Source organism: Thiothrix nivea DSM 5205, from assembly GCF_000260135.1.
Taxonomy (GTDB): Bacteria; Pseudomonadota; Gammaproteobacteria; order Thiotrichales; family Thiotrichaceae; genus Thiothrix; species Thiothrix nivea.
This window is the reverse complement of sequence record NZ_JH651384.1, coordinates 1,250,452-1,272,610: the sequence shown is the minus strand read 5'-3', so window position 1 is coordinate 1,272,610 and position 22,159 is coordinate 1,250,452. Positions and strand designations below refer to the sequence as shown.

Annotated in this window: 19 protein-coding genes and 2 pseudogenes; 12 read left to right on the top strand and 9 right to left on the bottom strand. The window is 54.3% G+C overall.

From position 1 onward, the window contains the following. Position 1: 1 nt before the first annotated feature. A complete protein-coding gene (locus tag THINI_RS06580) occupies positions 2-412 on the bottom strand; it encodes a response regulator (RefSeq protein WP_281054691.1) in 411 nt (136 codons plus the stop codon). 62 nt (positions 413-474) lie between these two features. On the opposite strand from THINI_RS06580, the pseudogene THINI_RS27180 reads away from it, so the two are divergent. Beyond that, a pseudogene (locus tag THINI_RS27180) lies at positions 475-1,742 on the top strand (ISAzo13 family transposase). On the opposite strand, the gene THINI_RS06565 reads toward THINI_RS27180, so the two are convergent. Both THINI_RS06565 and THINI_RS06560 read right to left on the bottom strand, forming a co-directional pair. Next, complete coding sequence (locus tag THINI_RS06565; protein ID WP_040839172.1) at positions 1,660-3,027, bottom strand: ATP-binding protein; 1,368 nt, start codon at positions 3,025-3,027, stop codon at positions 1,660-1,662. The pseudogene THINI_RS27180 and the gene THINI_RS06565 overlap by 83 nt on opposite strands. Then, complete coding sequence (locus THINI_RS06560) at positions 3,024-4,172, bottom strand: FIST signal transduction protein (RefSeq protein ID WP_002707869.1); 1,149 nt, start codon at positions 4,170-4,172, stop codon at positions 3,024-3,026. The genes THINI_RS06565 and THINI_RS06560 overlap by 4 nt, the downstream gene beginning before the upstream one ends. A 200-nt stretch (positions 4,173-4,372) precedes the next feature. Between THINI_RS06560 and THINI_RS06555 the strand changes: the two genes are divergently transcribed. The 6 genes and pseudogenes from THINI_RS06555 to THINI_RS06530 all read left to right on the top strand — a co-directional run bounded on the left by THINI_RS06555 (position 4,373) and on the right by THINI_RS06530 (position 12,103). Next, complete coding sequence (locus THINI_RS06555) at positions 4,373-4,711, top strand: STAS domain-containing protein (protein WP_002707868.1); 339 nt, start codon at positions 4,373-4,375, stop codon at positions 4,709-4,711. 36 nt (positions 4,712-4,747) lie between these two features. After that, positions 4,748-5,014, top strand: a complete 267-nt coding sequence (locus THINI_RS25950; RefSeq protein ID WP_002707867.1) for a sugar phosphate nucleotidyltransferase — start codon at positions 4,748-4,750, stop codon at positions 5,012-5,014. After that, positions 5,014-5,445, top strand: a complete 432-nt coding sequence (locus THINI_RS06545; RefSeq protein WP_002707866.1) for an ATP-binding protein — start codon at positions 5,014-5,016, stop codon at positions 5,443-5,445. The genes THINI_RS25950 and THINI_RS06545 overlap by 1 nt, the downstream gene beginning before the upstream one ends. A 64-nt stretch (positions 5,446-5,509) precedes the next feature. Then, entirely contained in the window at positions 5,510-7,633 is a 2,124-nt protein-coding gene (locus tag THINI_RS06540; RefSeq protein WP_169314589.1) for a glycoside hydrolase family 2 protein, read from the top strand. A gap of 11 nt (positions 7,634-7,644) precedes the next feature. Beyond that, positions 7,645-9,516: a glycosyltransferase gene (locus tag THINI_RS06535; protein ID WP_002707864.1), complete on the top strand. Its 1,872-nt coding sequence runs from the start codon at positions 7,645-7,647 to the stop codon at positions 9,514-9,516. Beyond that, positions 9,513-12,103: pseudogene (locus tag THINI_RS06530) on the top strand (ISAzo13 family transposase). Before THINI_RS06535 ends, THINI_RS06530 begins: the two are co-directional and overlap by 4 nt. A gap of 65 nt (positions 12,104-12,168) precedes the next feature. Here THINI_RS06530 and THINI_RS06520 read toward each other — a convergent pair. The 4 genes from THINI_RS06520 to THINI_RS06505 all read right to left on the bottom strand — a co-directional run bounded on the left by THINI_RS06520 (position 12,169) and on the right by THINI_RS06505 (position 17,343). Next, positions 12,169-12,372, bottom strand: a complete 204-nt coding sequence (locus THINI_RS06520; protein ID WP_002707863.1) for a hypothetical protein — start codon at positions 12,370-12,372, stop codon at positions 12,169-12,171. Between the two features lie 114 nt (positions 12,373-12,486). Continuing rightward, positions 12,487-12,888, bottom strand: coding sequence for a hypothetical protein (locus THINI_RS06515; protein ID WP_002707862.1), 402 nt, complete (start codon positions 12,886-12,888; stop codon positions 12,487-12,489). A 31-nt stretch (positions 12,889-12,919) separates the two neighbouring features. Beyond that, positions 12,920-16,024 carry an efflux RND transporter permease subunit gene (locus THINI_RS06510; protein ID WP_002707861.1) on the bottom strand — a complete coding sequence of 1,035 codons (3,105 nt, stop codon included), beginning with the start codon at positions 16,022-16,024 and terminating at the stop codon, positions 12,920-12,922. Between the two features lie 215 nt (positions 16,025-16,239). Then, positions 16,240-17,343, bottom strand: a complete 1,104-nt coding sequence (locus THINI_RS06505; RefSeq protein WP_002707860.1) for a TRAP transporter substrate-binding protein — start codon at positions 17,341-17,343, stop codon at positions 16,240-16,242. 116 nt (positions 17,344-17,459) lie between these two features. Between THINI_RS06505 and THINI_RS06500 the strand changes: the two genes are divergently transcribed. The 5 genes from THINI_RS06500 (at position 17,460) to THINI_RS06480 (ending at position 20,957) form a co-directional block, all read left to right on the top strand. Next, entirely contained in the window at positions 17,460-18,680 is a 1,221-nt protein-coding gene (locus THINI_RS06500; protein WP_002707859.1) for an argininosuccinate synthase, read from the top strand. Positions 18,681-18,688: 8 nt separating this feature from the next. Beyond that, positions 18,689-18,892, top strand: coding sequence for a SlyX family protein (locus THINI_RS06495; protein ID WP_002707858.1), 204 nt, complete (start codon positions 18,689-18,691; stop codon positions 18,890-18,892). Beyond that, positions 18,892-19,584 carry a class I SAM-dependent methyltransferase gene (locus THINI_RS06490; RefSeq protein ID WP_002707857.1) on the top strand — a complete coding sequence of 231 codons (693 nt, stop codon included), beginning with the start codon at positions 18,892-18,894 and terminating at the stop codon, positions 19,582-19,584. Before THINI_RS06495 ends, THINI_RS06490 begins: the two co-directional genes overlap by 1 nt. A 108-nt stretch (positions 19,585-19,692) precedes the next feature. Next, a complete protein-coding gene (locus tag THINI_RS06485; RefSeq protein WP_040839168.1) occupies positions 19,693-20,061 on the top strand; it encodes a DUF423 domain-containing protein in 369 nt (122 codons plus the stop codon). A 200-nt stretch (positions 20,062-20,261) separates the two neighbouring features. After that, positions 20,262-20,957 carry a metallophosphoesterase gene (locus THINI_RS06480; protein WP_245536582.1) on the top strand — a complete coding sequence of 232 codons (696 nt, stop codon included), beginning with the start codon at positions 20,262-20,264 and terminating at the stop codon, positions 20,955-20,957. 46 nt (positions 20,958-21,003) lie between these two features. Here the strand turns inward: THINI_RS06480 and iscR are convergent, their stop codons facing one another. Together iscR and THINI_RS06470 are read right to left on the bottom strand one after the other, a co-directional pair. After that, positions 21,004-21,501, bottom strand: coding sequence for a Fe-S cluster assembly transcriptional regulator IscR (iscR, locus tag THINI_RS06475; RefSeq protein WP_002707854.1), 498 nt, complete (start codon positions 21,499-21,501; stop codon positions 21,004-21,006). Positions 21,502-21,685: 184 nt separating this feature from the next. Then, on the bottom strand, positions 21,686-22,051 hold the full coding sequence (locus THINI_RS06470) for a DUF1249 domain-containing protein (protein WP_245536581.1): 366 nt from the start codon (positions 22,049-22,051) through the stop codon (positions 21,686-21,688). Positions 22,052-22,159: the final 108 nt, after the last annotated feature.

Genomic DNA, 22,159 nt, shown 5'->3' with positions numbered 1-22,159 from the left:
TTCATTTTACTGCTATGCAGGCTCTTGGGATGCTGCTGCTGGGTTCCGTATTGGGGCAGGCACGTTGCAAAGTCTCCAGCAGGGTTTGGATTTGGAATGGTTTGCTGAGGAAGTCGTCCATCCCTGCCACTAGACAGTGCTGCTTGTCGCTTTCCATGGCATTCGCAGTCAGGGCAATGATAGGGGTGGGGGCAAGTTGGCCGAGCTGTTCGGCTTTGCGGATCAAGCGAGTAGCCTCTAAACCATCCATCTCAGGCATTTGCACATCCATCAAAATCACGTCGGTTGGGTGGGTTTGCCACGCTTGCACCGCTGCACGCCCGTTTTCCGCGACGATGGTCTGGTGTCCCGCCTTATTCAATAAACGTACTGCCAACATCCGATTAACCGGATTGTCTTCTGCCAATAACACTCGCAACGAACGCTTTTCCTGTGCCAAAATGTTAGGGGATTTCCCTGAAAGATTCCCCCGCAATGGCTACACTTGTCTTATCGACAAGCGGAGTCCCTATCCCCATGCCCCCCGAACCCCAAACAGCTAACCCGATCCTGAGTGAATCCCAGATAGCCGACCTGAAACTGGCGGCCTCGAAAATGTCTGGCAGCACCCGCCGTGCGTTCCAGGCGGACATGAGCCGGAAATATTGTGCAGGCAACGCCCGCCAGACTGAAAGGTGTTTTGGCTGGGGTCGGGAGGGGGTGCAGTTGGGTTTGGAGGAACAGCGCAGCGGCATGGTTTGCGTGGGTGCGCAGGCGGCGTATTGTGGCCAGAAGCGCTGGGAGGAAACCCAGCCGGAAGCGGCAGCCGCCTTGCTGGCGCTGGCGGAAGCACATAGCCAGCAAGACCCGACATTCCGCAGCAGCATCGCCTACACCCGCCTGACGGCGGCGGAAGCCATCCGGCAGTTACAGGCCATGGGTTTCAGCGGTGGACAAGTGCCCGCCCCCAGCACCATGGCGCGGATACTCAACCGGAATGGCTACCGCCTGCGCAAGGTGGAGAAAGCCAAGCCGCAAAAAAAATTCCAGAAACCGACGCCATCTTCGCCAATATCCAGGCCAACGATGGGCAGTTTGCCGATGGGGCGGTCAAACGCCTGAGCATGGACTGCAAGGCGACCGTCAACATCGGTGACTACTCACGGGGCGGGAAAACACGGGGTGACAATAAAGCCGCTGACCATGAGATGGGCTGCAAAGAGAAATACATCCCTTTTGGCGTACTGGATGAGGACAGTGGGCAGGTTTACCTGACCTTCGGCAGTTCCAGCAAAACCAGTGACTTCATCGTGGATTCCCTGTGCCGGGTATGGGAACAGATGCCTTCTGCTGACAAGGACGCCTGCCAGTGCATCCAGATCAAAGCGGACAATGGCCCGGAAAGCAGCGGGATCAGGACGCAATTCCTCAAGCGCATGGTGGAATTCGCCAACCATACCGGTAAGACAGTCCACCTGCTGTACTACCCGCCTTACCACAGCAAGTACAACCCGATTGAACGCTGCTGGGGGATTCTGGAACAACACTGGAACGGCACCCAGCTCAAGGATGCCGAAACCCTGCTGGAATGGGCAAAAACCATGACCTGGAAAGGCATCAACCCCATGGTCGAATTCAGTCGCAAGGTTTATGAGAAGGGTGTGACCCTCAGCAAAAAAGCTATGGAGGCTGTTGAGGCGAGGCTGGAAAGAAATGCTGCTTTACCAAAATGGGACATTCTGATTCGCCCTGTTTTTGGGTAATGTCTTTGAGGTAAATCACCTTAGGGCGTGGTCGTGGATCAAAGGCAGGCACAACAACCTGATCCACAATAGGTAACGGAAGATTGAAATGGAAAATGCTGCCTTGCCCCGCATCACTTTCCACCCGTAACTCGCCCCCCATCATCCCAATCAATTGCGAAGAAATCGTCAGACCCAGCCCTGTCCCACCGTAACGGCGACTAATAGAGCCATCAGCCTGCTGGAAGGGCTGAAAAATGCTGATTTGTTTATCCATCGGAATGCCAATCCCTGTATCACGCACCGCAAACAGCAAATGTGCTTGCCCCGGCGGCGCACCGCTGTACAGGGAGATATTGACAACCACCTCCCCCTGCTCCGTGAACTTAATGGCATTCCCAATCAGGTTAATCATCACCTGACGTAAACGCCCTGCATCGCCAACCAAGCAGTCCGGCACTTCAGCGGCAACTGACCAACGAAACGCCAACTGTTTTTGCTGTGCTCGAACCTGTAACGGAACACAAGCCTCTTGCAGCACTGTTCTCAATTCAAACGGAGCAGGATTGTGTGTCAATGTCCCTGCCTCAATACGTGAAAAATCAAGAATTTCGTTGATAATATTAAGCATGGCATTGGATGATGACTGGATCATTTCCAAATATTCACGTTGCGATACCGAAATGTCGCTATACAGCATCAAGTCAGTCAAACCAATAATGCCGTGCATGGGTGTGCGGATTTCATGGCTAATCATTGCCAAAAATTCACTTTTAGCTTTACTCGCCTGTTCAGCTGCTACTTTAGCCCTGAGTGCTTCGGCACGCGCCTCCTCTAAATGGGCATGTTGTTGACATGCTAAACAAGCTGTTTCCAAACGCTTCAATACCAAGCCTAATGCTAACAAATAGGCTTCCGGCAAGGGCGGGTCACGTACCAATACCAATAAGGCGTTTATCCCCACAGGCATAAAATGGTAATGCACACCCGCCAGTGTGCGAATGTCACCCGGTTTATTAACGTGCCATCCCTGTGCGGCAATAGATTGGATTTCGGCTGCGAGCAAAGGTTGGTCTTGCTCAAGTGTGCCATGTAATGCCGGGTAGCCATAGCAAGGGTTTGGGGCAATATTGGTAATATCTGCGGGAATATTGCCATTGTGTAACCAAATGTAGCCACGACGGCAATTGAGTAATTTCAATGCTGGAGGCAAAAATTTGCGCAGCATAGTGCGTAAATCCAGGTCTTGCCCAACCAGTAACGCCAACGCATATTGGACAGAAACCAGCTCTAAAGTCATGTTCATGTCCCTTGCTCCTCACTGCTGAGAATCCCCAATACCGCCGTTTTATTGAAAAATTCCAGACAAGTATTCCCTGCATCCGCAATTTCGCCCAAGGACAACCCCCCCACTAATGGAAGACCTGAAGGCAAAGCTTGGTGGATATTATTCACCTCTTCAATGAAGCGCGCTTCCAAAAACAGGGTACGACTGATGCAGTCAAACAATAACCCAATCAATGGCGGAGCATCCGTTTGAGTACGCTGCGCGCAACGGCGAGAGGCTTCCAACAAACTATCCGCCTCGCCCTTGAGGATATACACGATATGGTTAGGCGGCACTTCCCCAACACACACCAGTTTGTTGCCATCATGGAATAAGGGGTCACGTACCACCACATCCCCCGCTAAACGCTCTAAACCGAACGGATAGGCTTTCGCCAAATCAAAGAAATTATCTGTGCCAAACTGCTTACCACTGTCAGCCTCCACCACAGCACGGTAGACCTCAAAAGCTGGCTTGTAATCAAGCGCCGTGATGGTATTGTCGTATGCCCCTGTTACAAAAAATGGCCCTGCAAATTTGTGCCAGCCATGATCAATGCCGAGGCTAATCGGTACAGATAGTGCCGTTATTTGGGCGCAATCCACACGCAGACCTTGATTGCTAATAAGGCACGGCTTTTGCGTGAAGCTGAGCGAACCTGCGCCACCACCAATATAGCGGTAACGGTCTCCAAACACTTCATAGAGGTTTTCCAGTAAAGCCGCAATACGCTTACTCAACCCATCTACCAATGTGACCAAGGTCGCACCGGGAGGGGTGCGTGCTTTCAAGGTTTCCGCGTCGGTAAAGTAATCCACGGTCGGATCAGACAGCGCGTCGATGTGGTGCACTTGCGCCACAATCGGCAACGCACACACCAAACTTCCTCGCTTCAGGTGTTGCCCGTCCGCAATAATTTCCGGGAAGATGCCACCAAACACCGGGATCGGCAGTGCCTGCAAGCGTGCGTCCAATTGCACTGGCGTAAAATTGTTGGCATCAGCAGCCAAGACCAGCAGACTTTTCGCTCCGTATTCCAAAGCGCGACCGAGCAAAGCAAACAAACCCTCACAGCTGCCGCTGGTGTCAACAAACAGATGGGCTGGTGGCTGAGATGCAAGCATAGTGGAGATCCTACATACCGTTATTATTATGATGACTATCCCGGTATTCTACCCAAGCCTCTATTTATAAGAAAGTTCTATCAATAAGGTAAGCGTATTAATCCACCTGTTGCTGCCAGTTCTCTGATCGGTATACAATGGCTTTATTAATTAAAATGATAAGTTTCAATACACTCCAATTACCAACGAGGATAATAACAGTGCAATTCTCCACCCGTACCGAAGGCCGTTTCACCGTGGCCACTATCCTTGATGCACGCATGGATGCTGCCATTGCCCCCGAACTCAAAAATCGTGTTGCCCAGCTGTTCAATGACGGGAATAGCCACATCATGCTGGACATCAGCGCCGTTACTTTCATGGATAGTAGCAGCCTCGGTGCATTGGTTAGTTTGCTGAAAATGGCCGGCAATCGGGGCGATCTCATCATCGTTGGGGCCAGGGGCATTGTCGCCGACCTGTTCAAGCTGACCCGTATGGATCGTGTATTCCGTATGGCATCTGACGTGGATGCCGCATTGGGCATGGTTGCTGCCTGATAATCTGACTGGCGGTATGCTGAAAGGGATAGCTGAATGAAAGCCATGATTCTAGCGGCAGGCAAGGGGACGCGGGTGCGCCCCATTACCCATGAAGTAGCGAAACCGATGATCCTGATCCTGCGCAAGCCGGTGATCGAATACGGCGTGGTGAAGCTCGACGAACAGCAGCGCATCGTGCAATTCCAGGAAAAACCCAAACCGGAAGAAGCCGTTTCCAACACCATCAATACCGACATGATGCTGTTCAGCAATATGCTCAGTTTCTATGGAACTGAGGCACGGGAGAAGGAGGCAGCCTGATGGATACCACCTTCAAGGAATACAATATTCGCCTTTCCATCGATAGCCGTCTGGAGCAGGTGCGGGTTCTTTCCGGCGCTTTGCGCGGCATCGGGCAGGAACTGGCGCTTTCCGATGACAAACTGGGGCAACTCGAACTGATGATGGTGGAAGCCGTCAATAACGTCATCGAACATGCCTACCAGTTACAGGCAGGCAATGACGTGCATGTCCGGGTGGAATACAACCCGCAGGAGGTGCACTTGATCATTTCCGATCACGGTCACGCCATGCCGGATGAATTGCACGCTGAAGCCCGTGACATGCCCGATCCGGAAGACCTGCCGGAGGGTGGTTGGGGCATGGGGTTGATCCATGCCTTGGCGGATTCCATCCGTTATATCCGTGATGCGCGTGGCAATCACCTGTACGTCAGCAAGCAACTGGTGTGAGATGAAACAGGTTGCAGGAATTTGGGTGGCGTTACTGTTTCTTTTGTTGCAGGGGTGTAGCGTCATGCCGTCCATGCAGCCTTTTGCCACATATGGTTCATTGGCCGGAATGTGGGAATTCCTCCCGTCCGGTGCGGCGGATATGCCTGCTGATAACGCCCATTGGCAGCACATCAAGGTTCCCGGCAACTGGTACACGCAGGGTTATGACCATCACGGCATTGCCTGGTATCGGCTGAGATTCACCGCTGTAACCTCTCCGGAAACGGTTTCCAGCCTACATTTTGCGGGTGTCGATTACTTCGCCGATGTCTGGCTAAATGGGCAGAAACTGGGTTCGCATGAGGGTTATTTCCAGCAGTTTTCCTTCGACGTGACGCCACACCTGCAAACCGGGGACAACACTCTGCTGGTGCGGGTCAACAGCCCGCTGGAAAAGCCGGAAGATTTTTCGCTACGCAAGCGGTTGATAAAGGGGATTTTTTCCCATCATGATACGCGCCCTGGCGGTGCATGGTCGGAGCGCGGGCAGGAGCGTAATACTGGCGGCATTTGGGGCGAGGTACGCTTGCGGCAGACGCAGCAGGTGCAGATTGCGCCACGGCAGATTCAGGTACAGCCGACCAAGGGATTGGAGCGGTGGCTGGTCAGCGTTGATTTGGATAGGGTCGGGAAATGGCCTGCGGGTACTCAGCTGCAATGGGAGCTGGAGCCGGTTGGGTTTACCGAAAAGGGCGTATGCAATACGCCCCTACAGTGTCCGCGTAGGGGCGTATTGCATACGCCCTCTTTCAATATCACCAACCCCAAACTCTGGTTCCCCAAAGGTTACGGCGAACCCAACCTCTACCGGCTGACCGTCAGTGCGGTACAAAACGGTAAACTCCTCGACAGCTTCAGCCGTGACATCGGTTTCCGCAAGCTGCGTAAAACGCCGCAGGAAATCTGGTACATCAACGACCAGCGCATCTTGCTCAAGGGCACGAATTACATCGCCAACCAGTGGCTGGCGGACATGGGTACGGAAGATTTCCGCCACGACATCCAGTTGATGCAGGATGCGCACATCAACACCGTGCGTGTTCATGCCCACGTCACCAGCCCCGAATTCTACCGTTTGTGCGACGCAATGGGTCTCATGGTGTGGCAGGATTTCCCGCTGCAATGGGGCTATCAGGATACGGACGTATTCCACCAGCAAGCAGTGGCGCAAGTCGGCGACATGATCCGCCAGTTCGGCCAGCACCCTTCCATCATCCAGTGGACACTGCACAACGAACCACCGTGGGACGCTGACTGGATGAAGTGGAAATACAAGGATGAATACGATCCGCAGCAGAACAAGGTGCTGGACAGCAAGCTGTATCAGGCCGCCATGACGCTGGACAAGACCCGCCCGATCGACAGGATTTCCTCCACAGTATCGCATCCTTGGCTGGGCTGGTACTCGGGAAGCTGGCTGGATTACGCCAAGCCCACCAAACACCCCACCATTGCCGAATTTGGCGCGCAAGCCCTGCCTGATAAAGCGACCCTGGCCAGGATTCTTGGCCATGCGCCGAAGCTGCCGGAAACCGATGCCGATTGGGAGGAATGGCTGTTCCACAACTTCCAGCGCAAAGAGACGCTGGAAATCGCCAAAGTACCCAAAGGCAAAACGCTGGACGAATTCATCACCAATACCCAACAGTATCAGGCGCAATTGACCCAGTTGGCAGCGGAATCCTACCGGCGGCAAGCCTATCGCCCGGTAGGTTCGCTGTTCCAGTTCATGCTGGTGGAAGACTGGCCGTCGATGAATTGGGGCGTCGTCGATTTCTGGCGCAAACCCAAGCCGGGCTATTTTGCCTTGCAACGTGCTTACCAACCCGTGCTGCCCAGCCTTGCCTGGAACAAAGTGGAATACGCCGCAGGTGAAGCGGTCAATATCGGTTTATGGGCACTGAATGACAGTTTTTCCAGCTATCCTGCTACCCGCTATCGGGTTTCACTGTTCCAGGGAAGTAAAAAGCTGGATACTCAAAACTGGCAAGTTGACCTGACGCCCGATATGTACCGGCATTTGCGCGACTACACCGCACCCGTCGCGGAGCCGGGTGAGTACCGCCTTGAAGCCGAAATTCTGGATGCGCAGGGCAAACTGATCAGCCGCAACGAATACCGTTTTACCGTCCAATCACAACAATAAGACGTACCGTTATGGGATTCTATTTCGACAAGTTTGAAGATCGGCAGCCGGAGCCGCCGTTGCGGTATTCCGCTGTAACGGAAAGCATCTGGCAATTCCTCGCCGTGATCGCCATGACACTGGGGGCGTGGTATTTGTGGTGGCGCTGGACGGCATCCCTTAACCCGGAAGCGCTGTGGTATGCCGTGCCGTTGGTAGTTGCGGAAACGGCGTCTTATTTCGGCCTGGGGCTGTTCGTCTTCAACCTGTGGAAGGTGAAAGACTACGAGCAATTGCCACCGCCTGCTAATTTCAGCGAGGTGGTGCGCCCCGATCATGCGGAAGACCGCCCAATCAAGGTGGATGTGTTTTTCCCCACGTACAACGAAGAAGTCGAACTGGTGCGTTTGAGCATCATCGACGCCAAGAAAGTCACCTATCCGCACCCGATCGACCTCAACATCTTCGTACTGGATGACGGCAAACGTCCGGAGATGAAGCAGGTCGCCGCCGAAGAAGGGGTTGGTTACATTACCCGCACCAACAACATCGGCTTCAAGGCGGGCAACCTGCGCAATGCGATGGAACAGACCCACGGTGATTTCATCGTGATCTGTGACGCGGATACACGCCCGTTTCCGACCATTCTCGAACATACGCTGGGCTATTTCCGTGACCCCGATGTAGCGTGGGTGCAAACCCCTCAGTGGTTTTTTGATTTGCCGGAAGGCAAGCGCCTGCCTGATTTCCTGGGCAAATACTTGAAGGCGCCGGGTCGCTGGCTGGGTAAGGGTGTGGAAGCGGTGATCGGTGCAGTGCGCGTGGGTGAAGATCCTTTCGTCAATGAGCCGAAAATGTTCTACGATGTGATCCAGCGTCGTCGTAACTGGGCGAATGCCTCTTTTTGCTGTGGCGCAGGCTCGATCCACCGCCGTGAAGCCGTGATGGAAGCCGCCCTCAAGTGCTATGCCGACACCATTGAGAAGCAAGTCGGCAAACAATCGAAACAGTTACAGAAACTTATGGGCGGTGCTGATCTCGACGGTGGGTTGGTGCAGGAAATGCGTCATCAGGTTGCAGGCGAACACGAATTCACCCCCTACCGCTTCCACGTTTCTGAAGACATTTACACCTCGATCGTGCTGCACGCGGACGCAGACCGCAACTGGAAATCGGTGATGCACCCGGCGGTCGAATCCAAGATGCTGTCACCGCAGGATTTGCTGAGCTGGACGGTGCAGCGCTTCAAGTACGCAGGCGGTACGCTTGACATCGCGCTGCACGACAGCCCGGTAACGCGCCCCGGCATGAGCTGGCCGCAACGCCTGATGTATGGCGCAACCGTGTGGTCATACCTCGGCGGTATCTGGAATGCGGTTTTCCTGATCGCGCCGTTAGTGTACCTGTTTAGCGGGATTGCGCCGGTCAGCGCGTATACCGGCGATTTTTTCAAGCACATTCTACCCTTCCTGATTTTCATGGAGCTGGCCTTTATGGTGGGGACGTGGGGGATCGCAGGCTACCGTTCCAAAGCCAGCTATTTGTCGTTTTTCCCAGTGAACCTGCAAGCCATCTGGACAGTGCTGAAAGGTGAGAAAATCAAGTTTCCGGTCACGCCCAAAGACCGGCAGGAGGGCAATTTTTTCCATCTGGTGTTACCGCAGTTTGCCGTGATCGTATTAACGGTAGTGGGTGTGGCGTATGCGTCGGTACAGTATTTCGCGCTGGGTAATAACGACTATTCGTTGGGTGGGATTCTGGTCAATATTTTCTGGGGTTTGAACAATGTTTTTGCCCTCAGCGGGATTGTGCTGGCGGCTTTCTGGAAACCGGAAGAGGAGGAAGCCGTTGCTGAGGAAATACAACCCGCGCCTGCTTATAACAATAAAGGGGTTATTGCATGAGTTTCAAACAGGGACTGGTTCGCGCACGCAGCCACATCATTTTTTTGACCGGACTGGTGACAGCCTTCGGGCTGGTCGGCTGGCTGGAGGGCGTTAGCATGGGCAATGCAGCCACGCCGGAAGCGGTGGTCGAAACCAGCGCGGACGTGAACATTGCCCCCAGCCGCCCGCTGACTGCGCAGGAAATGGAATGGGCACGCACGGCATGGCGTTATTTCCAGAACAACACCATCCCCGCTACCGGGCTGGTCAATTCCGTTGATAACTACAATGCTTCGACCCTGTGGGATACGTCATCCTACTTGATGGCGGTGATTGCCGCGCAACGCCTCGGTATTATCGACCAGACTGAGTTCGACGCACGTATTTTCAAGGCGCTGGATTCTCTCGCCAAGATACCGTTGTTTGAAGGCAAGCTGCCCAATAAATCTTACAATACCCTTTCCCTGCAAATGGTCGATTACACCAATCAGCCCAGCGAAAAAGGTATTGGCTGGTCGGCCATTGATATTGGCCGCATTCTGGTGCCATTCAATACGCTGGCCTGGAATTACCCGCAGCACACGACTTCCGTGAAAAAAGTGCTGGAAAGCTGGAATACTGAGCCATTGCTGGTCGATGGTGTCCTGCACGGCGCGGCAGTATCAGATTCTGGTAAAACCCAATACCCGCAGGAAGGCCGCCTTGGTTATGAGGAATATGCAGCCAAGTCTTTCAACCTGATGGGGCTGGATGTTTCCAATTCGTTGCGCTACACCGACTTCCTCAAGTTTGTGGATATTGGCGGTATCCAGGTTGCTACTGATAGCCGTGACCCGCAGCAATACGGGGCGCACAACTACGTGGTGAGCGAGCCATACATCCTTGATGGCATCGAGTTTGGTTGGGATCATATTTCGCAGGAACTGGCATGGCGCGTCTATAAGGCACAGGAAAAGCGTGCTGCCGAAACGGGCATCCTGACAGCCGTTTCCGAAGACAACATCGACCAGCCACCGTACTTCGTTTACAACACCGTGTTTACCAGCGGCAAGGCATGGAACGCAATTACCGAAACAGGGGAAGACGCCAGCAAGTTCAAGAGCTTGAGCACCAAGGCGGCGTTTGGTTGGCATATGCTGTATGAAACCGCGTACACTCAAAAGCTGGTTGAAAAAGTATCATCTCTGGCTGACCCACAACGTGGTTGGTATTCCGGTCTGTATGAGGTCAGTGGCGAACCCAACAAGGCTATCACAGCCAACACCAACGGTATCATTCTGGAGACACTGGCTTACAAGCAAGGCGGTAAGGGGATTTCCCTGAAAGATTCCCCCGCAATGGCTACACTTGTCTTATCGACAAGCGGAGTCCCTATCCCCATGCCCCCCGAACCCCAAACAGCTAACCCGATCCTGAGTGAATCCCAGATAGCCGACCTGAAACTGGCGGCCTCGAAAATGTCTGGCAGCACCCGCCGTGCGTTCCAGGCGGACATGAGCCGGAAATATTGTGCAGGCAACGCCCGCCAGACTGAAAGGTGTTTTGGCTGGGGTCGGGAGGGGGTGCAGTTGGGTTTGGAGGAACAGCGCAGCGGCATGGTTTGCGTGGGTGCGCAGGCGGCGTATTGTGGCCAGAAGCGCTGGGAGGAAACCCAGCCGGAAGCGGCAGCCGCCTTGCTGGCGCTGGCGGAAGCACATAGCCAGCAAGACCCGACATTCCGCAGCAGCATCGCCTACACCCGCCTGACGGCGGCGGAAGCCATCCGGCAGTTACAGGCCATGGGTTTCAGCGGTGGACAAGTGCCCGCCCCCAGCACCATGGCGCGGATACTCAACCGGAATGGCTACCGCCTGCGCAAGGTGGAGAAAGCCAAGCCGCAAAAAAAATTCCAGAAACCGACGCCATCTTCGCCAATATCCAGGCCAACGATGGGCAGTTTGCCGATGGGGCGGTCAAACGCCTGAGCATGGACTGCAAGGCGACCGTCAACATCGGTGACTACTCACGGGGCGGGAAAACACGGGGTGACAATAAAGCCGCTGACCATGAGATGGGCTGCAAAGAGAAATACATCCCTTTTGGCGTACTGGATGAGGACAGTGGGCAGGTTTACCTGACCTTCGGCAGTTCCAGCAAAACCAGTGACTTCATCGTGGATTCCCTGTGCCGGGTATGGGAACAGATGCCTTCTGCTGACAAGGACGCCTGCCAGTGCATCCAGATCAAAGCGGACAATGGCCCGGAAAGCAGCGGGATCAGGACGCAATTCCTCAAGCGCATGGTGGAATTCGCCAACCATACCGGTAAGACAGTCCACCTGCTGTACTACCCGCCTTACCACAGCAAGTACAACCCGATTGAACGCTGCTGGGGGATTCTGGAACAACACTGGAACGGCACCCAGCTCAAGGATGCCGAAACCCTGCTGGAATGGGCAAAAACCATGACCTGGAAAGGCATCAACCCCATGGTCGAATTCAGCCACAAGGTTTATGAGAAGGGTGTGACCCTCAGCAAAAAAGCTATGGAGGCTGTTGAGGCGAGGCTGGAAAGAAATGCTGCTTTACCAAAATGGGACATTCTGATTCGCCCTGTTTTTGGGTAATGTCTTTGAGGTAAATCACCTAAGTTGATGAAGGTAGGTTCGTAAATCGAGAATGCTTTGCTGTTTCACAAGCGGATGAAATAAGGGATCACAGCCAGGACGCTACCTACAATGACCATCAACAGATTACTGGAAACGAAGTAAGGGTAAACCATCAATCCTATGCCGCATAGCAAGGGTATTGGGCTGTGTTGCTTTTTGCCGTACACGAAATAACCCAAGCCGATGGAACTGAACAACAACCCCCAGAATAAAGTAGTGGTATCCATTGGGTTCCCCCCTTGTTAGCGTTATGTGGATACGGCCATGGTAGCGCTCTTAACGGGTTACCGCCACACCAAATAATAAAGATCAGGTGCATTTTGCATGATGAAGGAAGCAAGTTAATGATTCCCTATATGATAAGTCAACTGCACCCTTTCACCCTGTGCCAATGGCTGTTGCAGGTTGATGCTGAACAGTGAAGGCCGGTGTGCCTGGCGTAAGCGGATAGCTGATGTGTGTTCTACCCAGCCTTGTTCCCGTGCCTTGCCGCTGGCCTCAAGCACCGCATAATCTACGTGGCCGACATATACTGGATCACGCCCAGTCAGGTGGATCTGTCCTTTAACAACTGTTGGCTGGCCATCCGTGCCATTTTCTATCCGCAGCGAGCGGAAAGCGACGGATGCCGCGTGGGTATTGGTGATGAACATGGTATCGTTACTTGAGTGGGGGGCAGCCACGCAAGCAGTTGCACCCAGCAGTGTCAGGATGGCAAGAAAGTTGCTGGCAGGTTTGAACATGGGGTTATCTCCGTAACGGTAAGTTTATATGTCAGGCGTGGGTTCCGTGCGCAGCCGACGGCATCCGCGACTTTTCACCCTTGAGGATGAACTGGCGGTACAGCAACGGCAGCAAAATCAGCGTCAACGTGGTGGAGCTGACCAACCCGCCGATCACCACCGTTGCCAGCGGCTTCTGGATTTCGGAACCAGGGCCAGTCGCAAACAGCAGCGGAACCAGACCCCAGGTAGTAATACTTGCCGTCATCAGTACCGGGCGCAGGCGGCGTAGCGCCCCCTCGCGAACCACAGCCGTGCCACGGAACCCCTGCTGATGCAGCTGATTGAAAAACGTCACCAGCACCACGCCGTTGAGTACTGCAATCCCCAGCAATGCGATGAAGCCTACCGAAGCTGGTACTGACAGGTACTGCCCGGAAATCCCCAGGCTGAAAATGCCGCCGATGAGCGCCAGCGGCACATTTCCCATCACCAACACGGTCTGGCGCAGGTCGCGGAAAGTCAGGAATAACAGCAAACCGATTAGCAGCAGTGCCAGAGGCACGACCACCATCAGGCGTTGCGCGGCGCGTTGCTGGTTTTCAAACTGGCCGCCCCAGGTAACGTTGTAACCGGCGGGTAATTTCACTTGTTCCGCTACGGCCTTCTGTGCTTCTTCCACGAAACTCACCAGATCGCGCCCGGTAACGTTGCTCTGGATGGTGACGAAGCGCCCGGCGTTTTCGCGTTTGATGGCAACCGGCCCGTTGGTGCGGATCAGTTTCGCCACCTGATCAAGGCTGATGGTGCGCCCATCATTCAGCGTCAGGCGGATATTCTGCAATGCGGTAGGAGCGTTGCGCAGGTCGGCGGAACCGCGTAGTTGCAGCGGAATGCGGCGGCCTTCCTGCTGGATCGTGCCGATAATTTCGCCTTCAAGCTGGGTGCGCAGCAGGGCGGAGATGTCATCCACAGTCAGGCCGAAACGCCCGGCGGCAGCGCGGTCAATTTCCGCTTTCAGGTATTGCACGCCGTCGTTTTGTTGGGTGTATACGTCGGTTGCGCCGGGAATCTTTTCCAGCAAGGTGGCGATTTGCTGGGCGTAGTCGTTAAGGTTGTTGAGGTCGGGGCCGAATACCTTGATGGCGACATCGCCACGGCTGCCGGTGAGCATTTCCGATACGCGCATGTCGATCGGCTGGGTAAAGCCGTAGGCAATGCCGGGGAAGGTATCCAGCACTTGGCGGATTTCTTCCTGCAACCATTCTTTGTCGGGGTTTCGCCATTCTTCCAGTGGCTTGAGGACGAGGAAGGAATCGGTGTCATTCAACCCCATCGGGTCGAGGCCGAGTTCATCCGAGCCGACGCGGGCGACAATGCGTTTGATTTCGGGAACCTTTGCCAGCAGCGCGGCCTGCACTTTCTGGTCGATGGCAACGCTTTGCTCAAGGCTGATGGACGGCAGCTTTTCCAGCTGCACGATCATGTCGCCTTCGTCCATCACCGGCATGAAGGTTTTGCCGATGAGGGGGTAAACCGCGACCGCTGCAGCCAGCAATACGCTGGTCAGCAGGTAGACGGGCTTGGGGAATTTCAGCGCGCCATCCAGTACCGGGATGTAGATTTTGCGGGAAATGCGTAGCAGCCACGGGTCTTCGTGCGAGGCTTTCTTCAGCAGCCACGAGGCCATGACCGGAATGGTGGTCAGCGCAAACAGCAGCGAGGCGGAAAGCGCAAACACGATGGTCATGGCGACCGGCGCGAACAGCTTGCCTTCCAGCCCTTCCAGCGACAGCAGCGGCAGGAACACGATGGCGATGATGAGGATGCCGGAACTGACCGGGGCGGAAACTTCCTGGGTTGCCCACAGCACTTTCTGCGCTTGCGGCGTCTTGGCCTTTTCGTCGTCGTGGGCAAGGTGGGCGACGATGTTTTCGACGATAACCACGGCGGCGTCAACCAGCAGGCCAATGGCAATGGCCAGCCCGCCGAGGCTCATCAGGTTGGCGGAAAGGCCAAACTGGCGCATCAGGATGAAGGTGCCGAGGACTGACAACGGCAGGATCAGTGCCACTACCAGCGCGGCGCGCACGTTGCCGAGGAAGGCGAACAGGATGACACCGACCAGCACGGCGGCTTCCAGCAATGCCTTGCTCACAGTGTGGATGGCTTTGTCGACCAGGGTGGCGCGGTCGTAGAACGGCTCGATGGTGGTGCCTTCCGGCAGGGTGGTGGAAATTTCTTCCAGCTTGGCCTTGAGCGTGGTGATCAGTTGACCGGCATTCGCGCCGCGCAGGCCGAGAACCAGACCTTCAACAGCTTCACCCTTGCCGTTTTGGGTGACTGCGCCGTAGCGGGTGAGTTCGCCGAGTTCGACTTTGGCAACGTCGGCAACCGTGACCGGCACGTCGCCCATGCTTTTGATGGCGATATGGCGCAGGTCGTCCAGTTCCTTGACGCCGCCCTCAATACGTACCACCCAGGTTTCCTCGCCTTCGTTGACGCGGCCTGCGCCGTCGTTGCGGGTGTTGCTTTCCAGCGCCACGCGTAGGTCGTCGAGGGTGAGGCCACGCGCGTTAAGGGCGGCGAGGTCGGGGGTGACTTCAAAGGTGGTGACACGTCCGCCCAGTGCATTCACGTCCGCCACGCCAGGCAGGGCGCGCAGTTGCGGGCGGATTGTCCAGTCCAGCAGGGTACGCTTTTCCTGTAAGGACAAGTCGCCTTCGATGGTGAACATGAACAGTTCCGACAGCGGGGTGGAAATGGGCGCAAGCCCGCCGCCGACGTTATCCGGCAAGTCACCCTTGACGTTGGCGAAACGTTCGGAAACCTGACTGCGTGCCCAGTAAATGTCGGTGCCTTCCGCAAAGTCGATGGTGATGTCGGCCAGCGCGTATTTGGACACGCTGCGCAGGATGGTCTGGTTGGGGATGCCAAGCAGTTCAGTTTCGACCGGCTGGGTGATGCGGTTTTCGACTTCCTCCGGAGTCATGCCGGGGGCTTTCAGGATCAGCTTAACCTGGGTGGTGGAAACGTCCGGGAAGGCGTCGATCGGCAGTTGCTGGAAGGCGCGGATACCGAGTGCGGCCAGCAGTAGCGTTACGCCTAGCACCAACCAGCGTTGGGCGAGGGAAAATTCTGTGAACCAGTTGAGCATGATACTTCCCGAATCCTGTCGATGAGCGGGCAGTATAAATATGGAATGGCAGGGGGGTGAGGCGGCAAACGGTCAGGGGATGCGGTTTTGGGGCATTTGCCCGATAGGGTTTTATGCTTGCCGGAAAGTTGCGTGCCCGCAGGTTCCGGTTGATGCAGCGGCAAGGCGGGTAATTGCTGGTGGTATTGTCGCCACCAGCTTGAATGCAAGAAACGTTACAGTTTTTTGTTAAAGGCAAACTTGGCGAAGGATTGTTCCGCCACGTTGAACCACTGCGCCTGATTATTGCGGAAAACTTTCCAGTCGTCGTAAATCTTCTTGAAGGAGGCATTGTTCTTGGCTTCTTCGTCAAAGGTTTCGATTGTGGCTTTGAAGCAGGCTTCCATGATTTCGTCGCTGAAGGAACGCAGTTTCACATCGCCTTGCAGCAGGTTGGCCAGTGCCTGCGGGTTATTGGCGTCGTACTTGGCCTGCATGTCGTTGTGTGCCAGTTGGCAGGCGGCTTCCCAAGCAGCTTTGTATGGGTCGGGCAGTTTTTCCCACTGTTCCTTGTTGACGTAGAAAGAAAGTTGCGGGCCTGCCTCCCACCAGCCGGGGGTATAGTAGTTCTTGACGATCTTGGCGAAACCGAGCTTTTCGTCGTCGTATGGGCCTACCCATTCCGCCGCATCAATAGTGCCTTTTTCCAGTGCCGGGTAAATGTCGCCGCCGGGTAATTGCTGCGGCACCACGCCCAGTTTGCTCAGTACTTTGCCTGCGAAGCCGCCGACGCGGAATTTTAGCCCTTCCAGATCCTTGACGGTGTTGATTTCCTTGTTGAACCAGCCGCCCATCTGCACGCCAGTGTTGCCGCCCATGAAGTTGACTACGTTGTATTCGGCGAACAGCTCGCGGGTCAGTTTCATGCCGTTGCCGTGTAGCATCCACGCGGTTTGCTGGCGGGAGGAGAGGCCGAAGGGTACGGCGCAGTCGAACGCCAGCGCGGCGTTTTTGCCGAAGTAGTAATAGGAGGCGGTATGGCCGGCTTCCACCGTGCCATTCTGCACCGCATCCAGTACTTGCAGGCCAGGGACGATTTCACCGGCAGCGAATACCTTGATGGTAAATTTGCCACCGGTCATTTTGTCGAGGGCTGAGGCGAGTACGTCGGAGGCACCGAAAATGGTGTCGAGTGATTTGGGGAAGCTGGAAGTCAGACGCCAGCTAATGGTGGGCAGATCGGCGGATTTGGCTTCATCAGCCGCCAGTAGGGTGGCAGGGGCAGTACCGGCAAGTGCGGCAGCGCCCGCCGCTTTTTTCAGGAATGAACGGCGTTCCATGGTGTCTCCTCCATCGGTTTGTCGGGGGTGTTTTCCGAATACATTTTGTTGGTAGTGCAAGGCAGGAGTGTAGCGCATATAATGCCCCGTTTCGATCACCAAACGGGAACACAGACATGGCACAGTCAGTCAAGAAAGTCGTGCTGGCCTATTCCGGCGGGCTGGATACCTCCATCATCGTCAGATGGCTACAGGAAAATTACGGATGCGAAATTGTTACCTTCACCGCTGACATCGGCCAGGGCGAAGAAGTCGAGCCAGCCCGTGCCAAAGCCCTCGCCATGGGCATCAAGCCGGAAGAAATCTTCATCGAAGACCTGCGCGAAGAGTTCGTGCGCGACTACGTGTTCCCCATGTTCCGCGCCAATACCATCTATGAAGGTGAATACCTGTTGGGTACTTCCATTGCCCGCCCGCTAATCGCCAAGCGTCTGGTGGAAATCGCCAACGCCACCGGTGCTGACGCCATTTCCCATGGTGCTACCGGCAAGGGTAATGACCAGGTACGCTTTGAACTGGGCGCGTATGCACTGAAACCAGGTGTCAAAATCATTGCCCCGTGGCGCGAATGGGACATGAATTCCCGCGAAGCCCTGATGGCCTATGCTGAACAGCACAATATTCCGGTTGACTTCAAAAAGGCTGGCAAAAAATCCCCTTACTCCATGGACGCCAACCTGCTGCACATTTCCTACGAAGGCGGCCCGCTGGAAGACCCATGGTTCGAGGCCGAAGAAGACATGTGGCGCTGGAGCGTTTCCCCGGAAACTGCCCCTGACAAGCCAACCTACGTCGAAATCACCTTCCGCAACGGCGATGCAGTCGCGCTGGACGGTCAGGAAATGTCCCCGGCGACTATTCTCGAAACCCTCAACAAACTGGGCGGTGCCAACGGTATCGGTCGCCTGGATCTGGTGGAAAACCGCTACGTCGGCATGAAATCCCGTGGCTGCTACGAAACCCCTGGTGGCACCATCTTGCTGCCAGCCCACCGAGCCATCGAATCCCTGACTCTCGACCGCGAAGTTGCCCACCTGAAAGACAGCCTGATGCCGAAATACGCCGAACTGATCTACAACGGCTACTGGTGGAGTCCTGAACGCAAGATGATGCAGCAGATGATCGACGCATCCCAGGCACACGTTAACGGTATCGTGCGCATGAAGCTGTACAAGGGTGCTGCCACTGTCGCTGGCCGCAAGTCTGACGACAGCCTGTTCGACTCCGCCATTGCCACCTTCGATGATGATGGCGGCGCATACAACCAGAAAGATGCGGAAGGCTTCATCAAGCTCAACGCCCTGCGTATGCGGATTGCGGCCAACAAGGGGCGTTAATCTTTTCCATGGAAGAACGTCTGGAAAAACTGGAGCTCCTGTTCATGCAACAGGAGCAAACCATTGAAGTCCTCAGTCAGCAGGTTTACTTGCAACAGCAGGAAATCACCCGCGCTCTGGGTGAAATCGAGCGTCTCAAAGACAAGCTCAAAGCGCTTGAACCCGCCTTGCTGGGTAGCTCGGCTGACGAACCCCCGCCCCCGCATTATTAATGTCAGGCCGTTATCAACTGGTGCAGACACCCGAACGGTTGGAACTACGCGACACGCAGGACGCCAAAATTGGTTCTGTTTATGTGGATTTTCTGGAGGGCAAAGCCCGCCACCGCCAACAGTTCGGTGGTGGCAAAGGCCAGAATATCGCCAAAGCCATTGGCCTGCACAAATTCAAACAACCGCATGTTATTGACGCAACTGCCGGACTTGGGCGCGAATCTTTTGTGTTAGCCAGCCTGGGTTGCAGCGTTACCATGCTGGAACGCTCACCCATTGTCCATGCGTTATTGGAGGATGCCATGAAGCGCGCCCTGGCAAGCGATAGCGCCGAAGTGCTGGAAACTGTCAGCCGCATGACCTTGCATCTGGCCGATGCGCACGCATGGCTGGAACAATTTGGCGCTGTTTCCCAGCCAGACGTAATCTACTGCGACCCTATGTTTCCGGAACGGCGCAAGACAGCCTTGGTACAAAAAGAAATGCGCTTTTTCCACGCGGTAGTGGGGGCTGACGCAGACAGCGACAGCCTGCTGGGGCTGGCTTGCCGTTACGCCAAACACCGGGTAGTGGTGAAGCGCCCGCGCCACGCGCCAGTGCTGGCGGGGAGCCAGCCTGCTTTCGTGATTGGCGGGAAGGCAGTCCGTTATGATGTTTACTTAGGCAAAGCAACTGCGCAAGAACACGCCTAGCAATAGAAAAATCCCCAGCCACGCCATCAGTTTGAGGATGATGCGGTATAATTGGCGTTTTACGTGTGTATCCATAGGTCTTAAGTTGTGCAGCAAAACTATTTTCTGATGATTGGCAGCCTGTCGGGAATGCTCGCAGTCATGTTGGGGGCATTCGGGGCGCATGGGCTGGAGAAACTGGTGGACGCCAAGATGTTGCAACGATTTCATACCGGTGTCGAGTACCAGTTTTATCATTCGTTAGCATTATTAATAATAAATATATTTTATAATCAAGTGAAGAATAAATTGATCAACTATGCTGGCCACGCTTTTACACTGGGTATTGTATTGTTTTCCGGTAGCCTGTATGTTTATGTTTTGACAGGATATAAAAGTATCGTCGCAGTAACCCCAGTGGGCGGGGCGAGCTTTATCATCGGTTGGGCGCTGGTATTTATTGCCGCGCTAAATTCCTTTAATTCAGAAAAAATATAGTGGAAAGTTATTTCTTATTACAGTTATATGCGGTAAGCTTTTTTCCAGAAGGAATGCTGGTAAAGTGGGTGTCATAACAAAGAAAATTACCAAGCCTGTTCTGACTGGCTAATTTTTAGTTGGGTTATTCCTGAGATCAAACCATGTGTTACACGCCTTTCAAATTTTTCGGTAAGAATTCAAATGGACGCGACTTCGTCGTGGGCGATATCCATGGTTCTTTTTCTGCGTTTGAACAAATGTTGCAACGGCTTGCTTTTGACCGCAGCCGCGACCGGGTATTTTCCGTCGGTGACTTGATTGACCGGGGGCAGGAATCGCATCGGGTTATTGAGTTCCTGAATTACGATTGGTTCCATGCAATCATGGGTAACCATGAGCGCATGTTGCTGGATTCTGAATACAGTCAGGCAGTTCTTGAAAACTGGACACGCTACAATGGCGGCGCTTGGTGGCGACAAGTTCCCGAGAATATGCGCCCACGTATCCGCAACGTGGTGGAGAAATTGCCGCTGGCTTTTGAGGTATCAACCGCTAATGGGCATATTGGCATTGTCCACGCTGATATTCCCACTGGCATCCCATGGCATCAGTTCATCCGCACGCTGGAAGCCGACCCGGATATGGAAGAATATGCCCTGTGGTCGCGTAACCGCTACAAGCATTTCAAAATGATGGGACGGACAGTCCCAGTAGAAGGGATTGATCTTGTGGTGTTCGGCCATACCCCGGTCAGCAAACCTTTGCGCACGGCAAATTTTTACTACATTGATACGGGCGCATCACTGCTGGATGACCGAAGCCTGGGCAAATTGACTATGCTGCAAATACAACCGGTCATGACCTTGCATCAGTTCAATGTCCGTACCGAGACAGAAGAACATACTCCCGCGTAATAGTTGGGCGGCCAGTGGCCGCCTTCCCAACCCCTAAAACCCTAACCTAGAAGTTCGCAACTGCGCCAATGCTGGGGCGGGGCGGGAACATGGTCGCAATGCGGCTGGCAATGGTGTCCTGCCGACGCGATACCTCGCGGATTTCAGGGCGGTTGATAAAATTTGCCAATGTCAGGTTATCCAGGAATTCGTACAACCGGTTACTCAGGTCTTCCCACAATTGATGGGTCAGGCACTTTTCACCACCGTGACAATCCTTGTTGCCAAGACAACGGGTAACATCAATGTTTTCATCAACCGCGTTGATGATCTCCGCGATGCTGATCTGGCTGGCAGGACGCCCCAGGCGATATCCGCCACCTGGCCCACGTACACCTTCCACTAAACCTTCCTTGCGCAATTTGGCGAACAATTGTTCGAGATAAGACAGGGATATGCCTTGGCATTGGGAAATGTCGGCCAAGGTAACTGGGCCCTCATGGTCATGGATCGCCAGATCCATCATCGCGGTAACTGCGTACCGGCCTTTTGTCGACAGCTTCATGTCTATGCTCCTTATGCATTTCAATTCCCGACTGAATTAGTTGGTATTGTAATTAATCCGAGTGGGGTAGTCAAGAATATTGACAGACAATATCTATACAAAATATGAAATGTTATGTGTTATTTTGTATAACAAGAGAAAGATTACAAAATTTTAATTATTCAAAAATTGTACATAATATGTATCACGAAAAGCAATGTCCTTGTCGCCGTAAATAATTTGTCCATTTGTATAAAAAGCGGTTCATGCGCCAACGGCATAGCAGCATGGTGTCGAGCTCCTTGCCCCAATACTGAATGCGGTCTTCCGACAAACGGCAGCGGTGGCTGATGACCTCCGCCTGCCGGGAGTCGTGGTAAACCCGAACCAGCATGTCAGGGCGGTTATCCTGGCTGCCGTCGTTCTCATGGAACAGGTAAGTCAGCAGCAGTGTGGTGGTGTGGCGGGTGTTTTCCTCAATGCTCAGCAACACAGGGATGCTGCCTTCGACCCTGGAAACCGTGTCTTTAGGCAATATACGGATGTCGCCGCATAACAGACGCAGTTGCATGTAATTAATTTCGTACATCTCCATCAGCGCGGCAAAAGATTTTGGCTGGGGGGATATGTTTGCGGGTTGTTCTTTAACTAACATAAATCCATAATGGGTCAACATTTT

What these genes read in the sequence shown, in the direction of transcription:
- THINI_RS06565 (WP_040839172.1), bottom strand. Translation starts at nt 3,027, where the DNA reads ATGAACATGACTTTAGAGCTGGTTTCTGTCCAATATGCGTTGGCGTTA.
- THINI_RS06560 (WP_002707869.1), bottom strand. Translation starts at nt 4,172, where the DNA reads ATGCTTGCATCTCAGCCACCAGCCCATCTGTTTGTTGACACCAGCGGC.
- THINI_RS25950 (WP_002707867.1), top strand. Translation starts at nt 4,748, where the DNA reads ATGAAAGCCATGATTCTAGCGGCAGGCAAGGGGACGCGGGTGCGCCCC.
- THINI_RS06545 (WP_002707866.1), top strand. Translation starts at nt 5,014, where the DNA reads ATGGATACCACCTTCAAGGAATACAATATTCGCCTTTCCATCGATAGC.
- THINI_RS06540 (WP_169314589.1), top strand. Translation starts at nt 5,510, where the DNA reads ATGCCGTCCATGCAGCCTTTTGCCACATATGGTTCATTGGCCGGAATG.
- THINI_RS06535 (WP_002707864.1), top strand. Translation starts at nt 7,645, where the DNA reads ATGGGATTCTATTTCGACAAGTTTGAAGATCGGCAGCCGGAGCCGCCG.
- THINI_RS06520 (WP_002707863.1), bottom strand. Translation starts at nt 12,372, where the DNA reads ATGGATACCACTACTTTATTCTGGGGGTTGTTGTTCAGTTCCATCGGC.
- THINI_RS06515 (WP_002707862.1), bottom strand. Translation starts at nt 12,888, where the DNA reads ATGTTCAAACCTGCCAGCAACTTTCTTGCCATCCTGACACTGCTGGGT.
- THINI_RS06510 (WP_002707861.1), bottom strand. Translation starts at nt 16,024, where the DNA reads ATGCTCAACTGGTTCACAGAATTTTCCCTCGCCCAACGCTGGTTGGTG.
- THINI_RS06505 (WP_002707860.1), bottom strand. Translation starts at nt 17,343, where the DNA reads ATGGAACGCCGTTCATTCCTGAAAAAAGCGGCGGGCGCTGCCGCACTT.
- THINI_RS06500 (WP_002707859.1), top strand. Translation starts at nt 17,460, where the DNA reads ATGGCACAGTCAGTCAAGAAAGTCGTGCTGGCCTATTCCGGCGGGCTG.
- THINI_RS06495 (WP_002707858.1), top strand. Translation starts at nt 18,689, where the DNA reads ATGGAAGAACGTCTGGAAAAACTGGAGCTCCTGTTCATGCAACAGGAG.
- THINI_RS06490 (WP_002707857.1), top strand. Translation starts at nt 18,892, where the DNA reads ATGTCAGGCCGTTATCAACTGGTGCAGACACCCGAACGGTTGGAACTA.
- THINI_RS06485 (WP_040839168.1), top strand. Translation starts at nt 19,693, where the DNA reads ATGATTGGCAGCCTGTCGGGAATGCTCGCAGTCATGTTGGGGGCATTC.
- iscR (WP_002707854.1), bottom strand. Translation starts at nt 21,501, where the DNA reads ATGAAGCTGTCGACAAAAGGCCGGTACGCAGTTACCGCGATGATGGAT.
- THINI_RS06470 (WP_245536581.1), bottom strand. Translation starts at nt 22,051, where the DNA reads ATGCAACTGCGTCTGTTATGCGGCGACATCCGTATATTGCCTAAAGAC.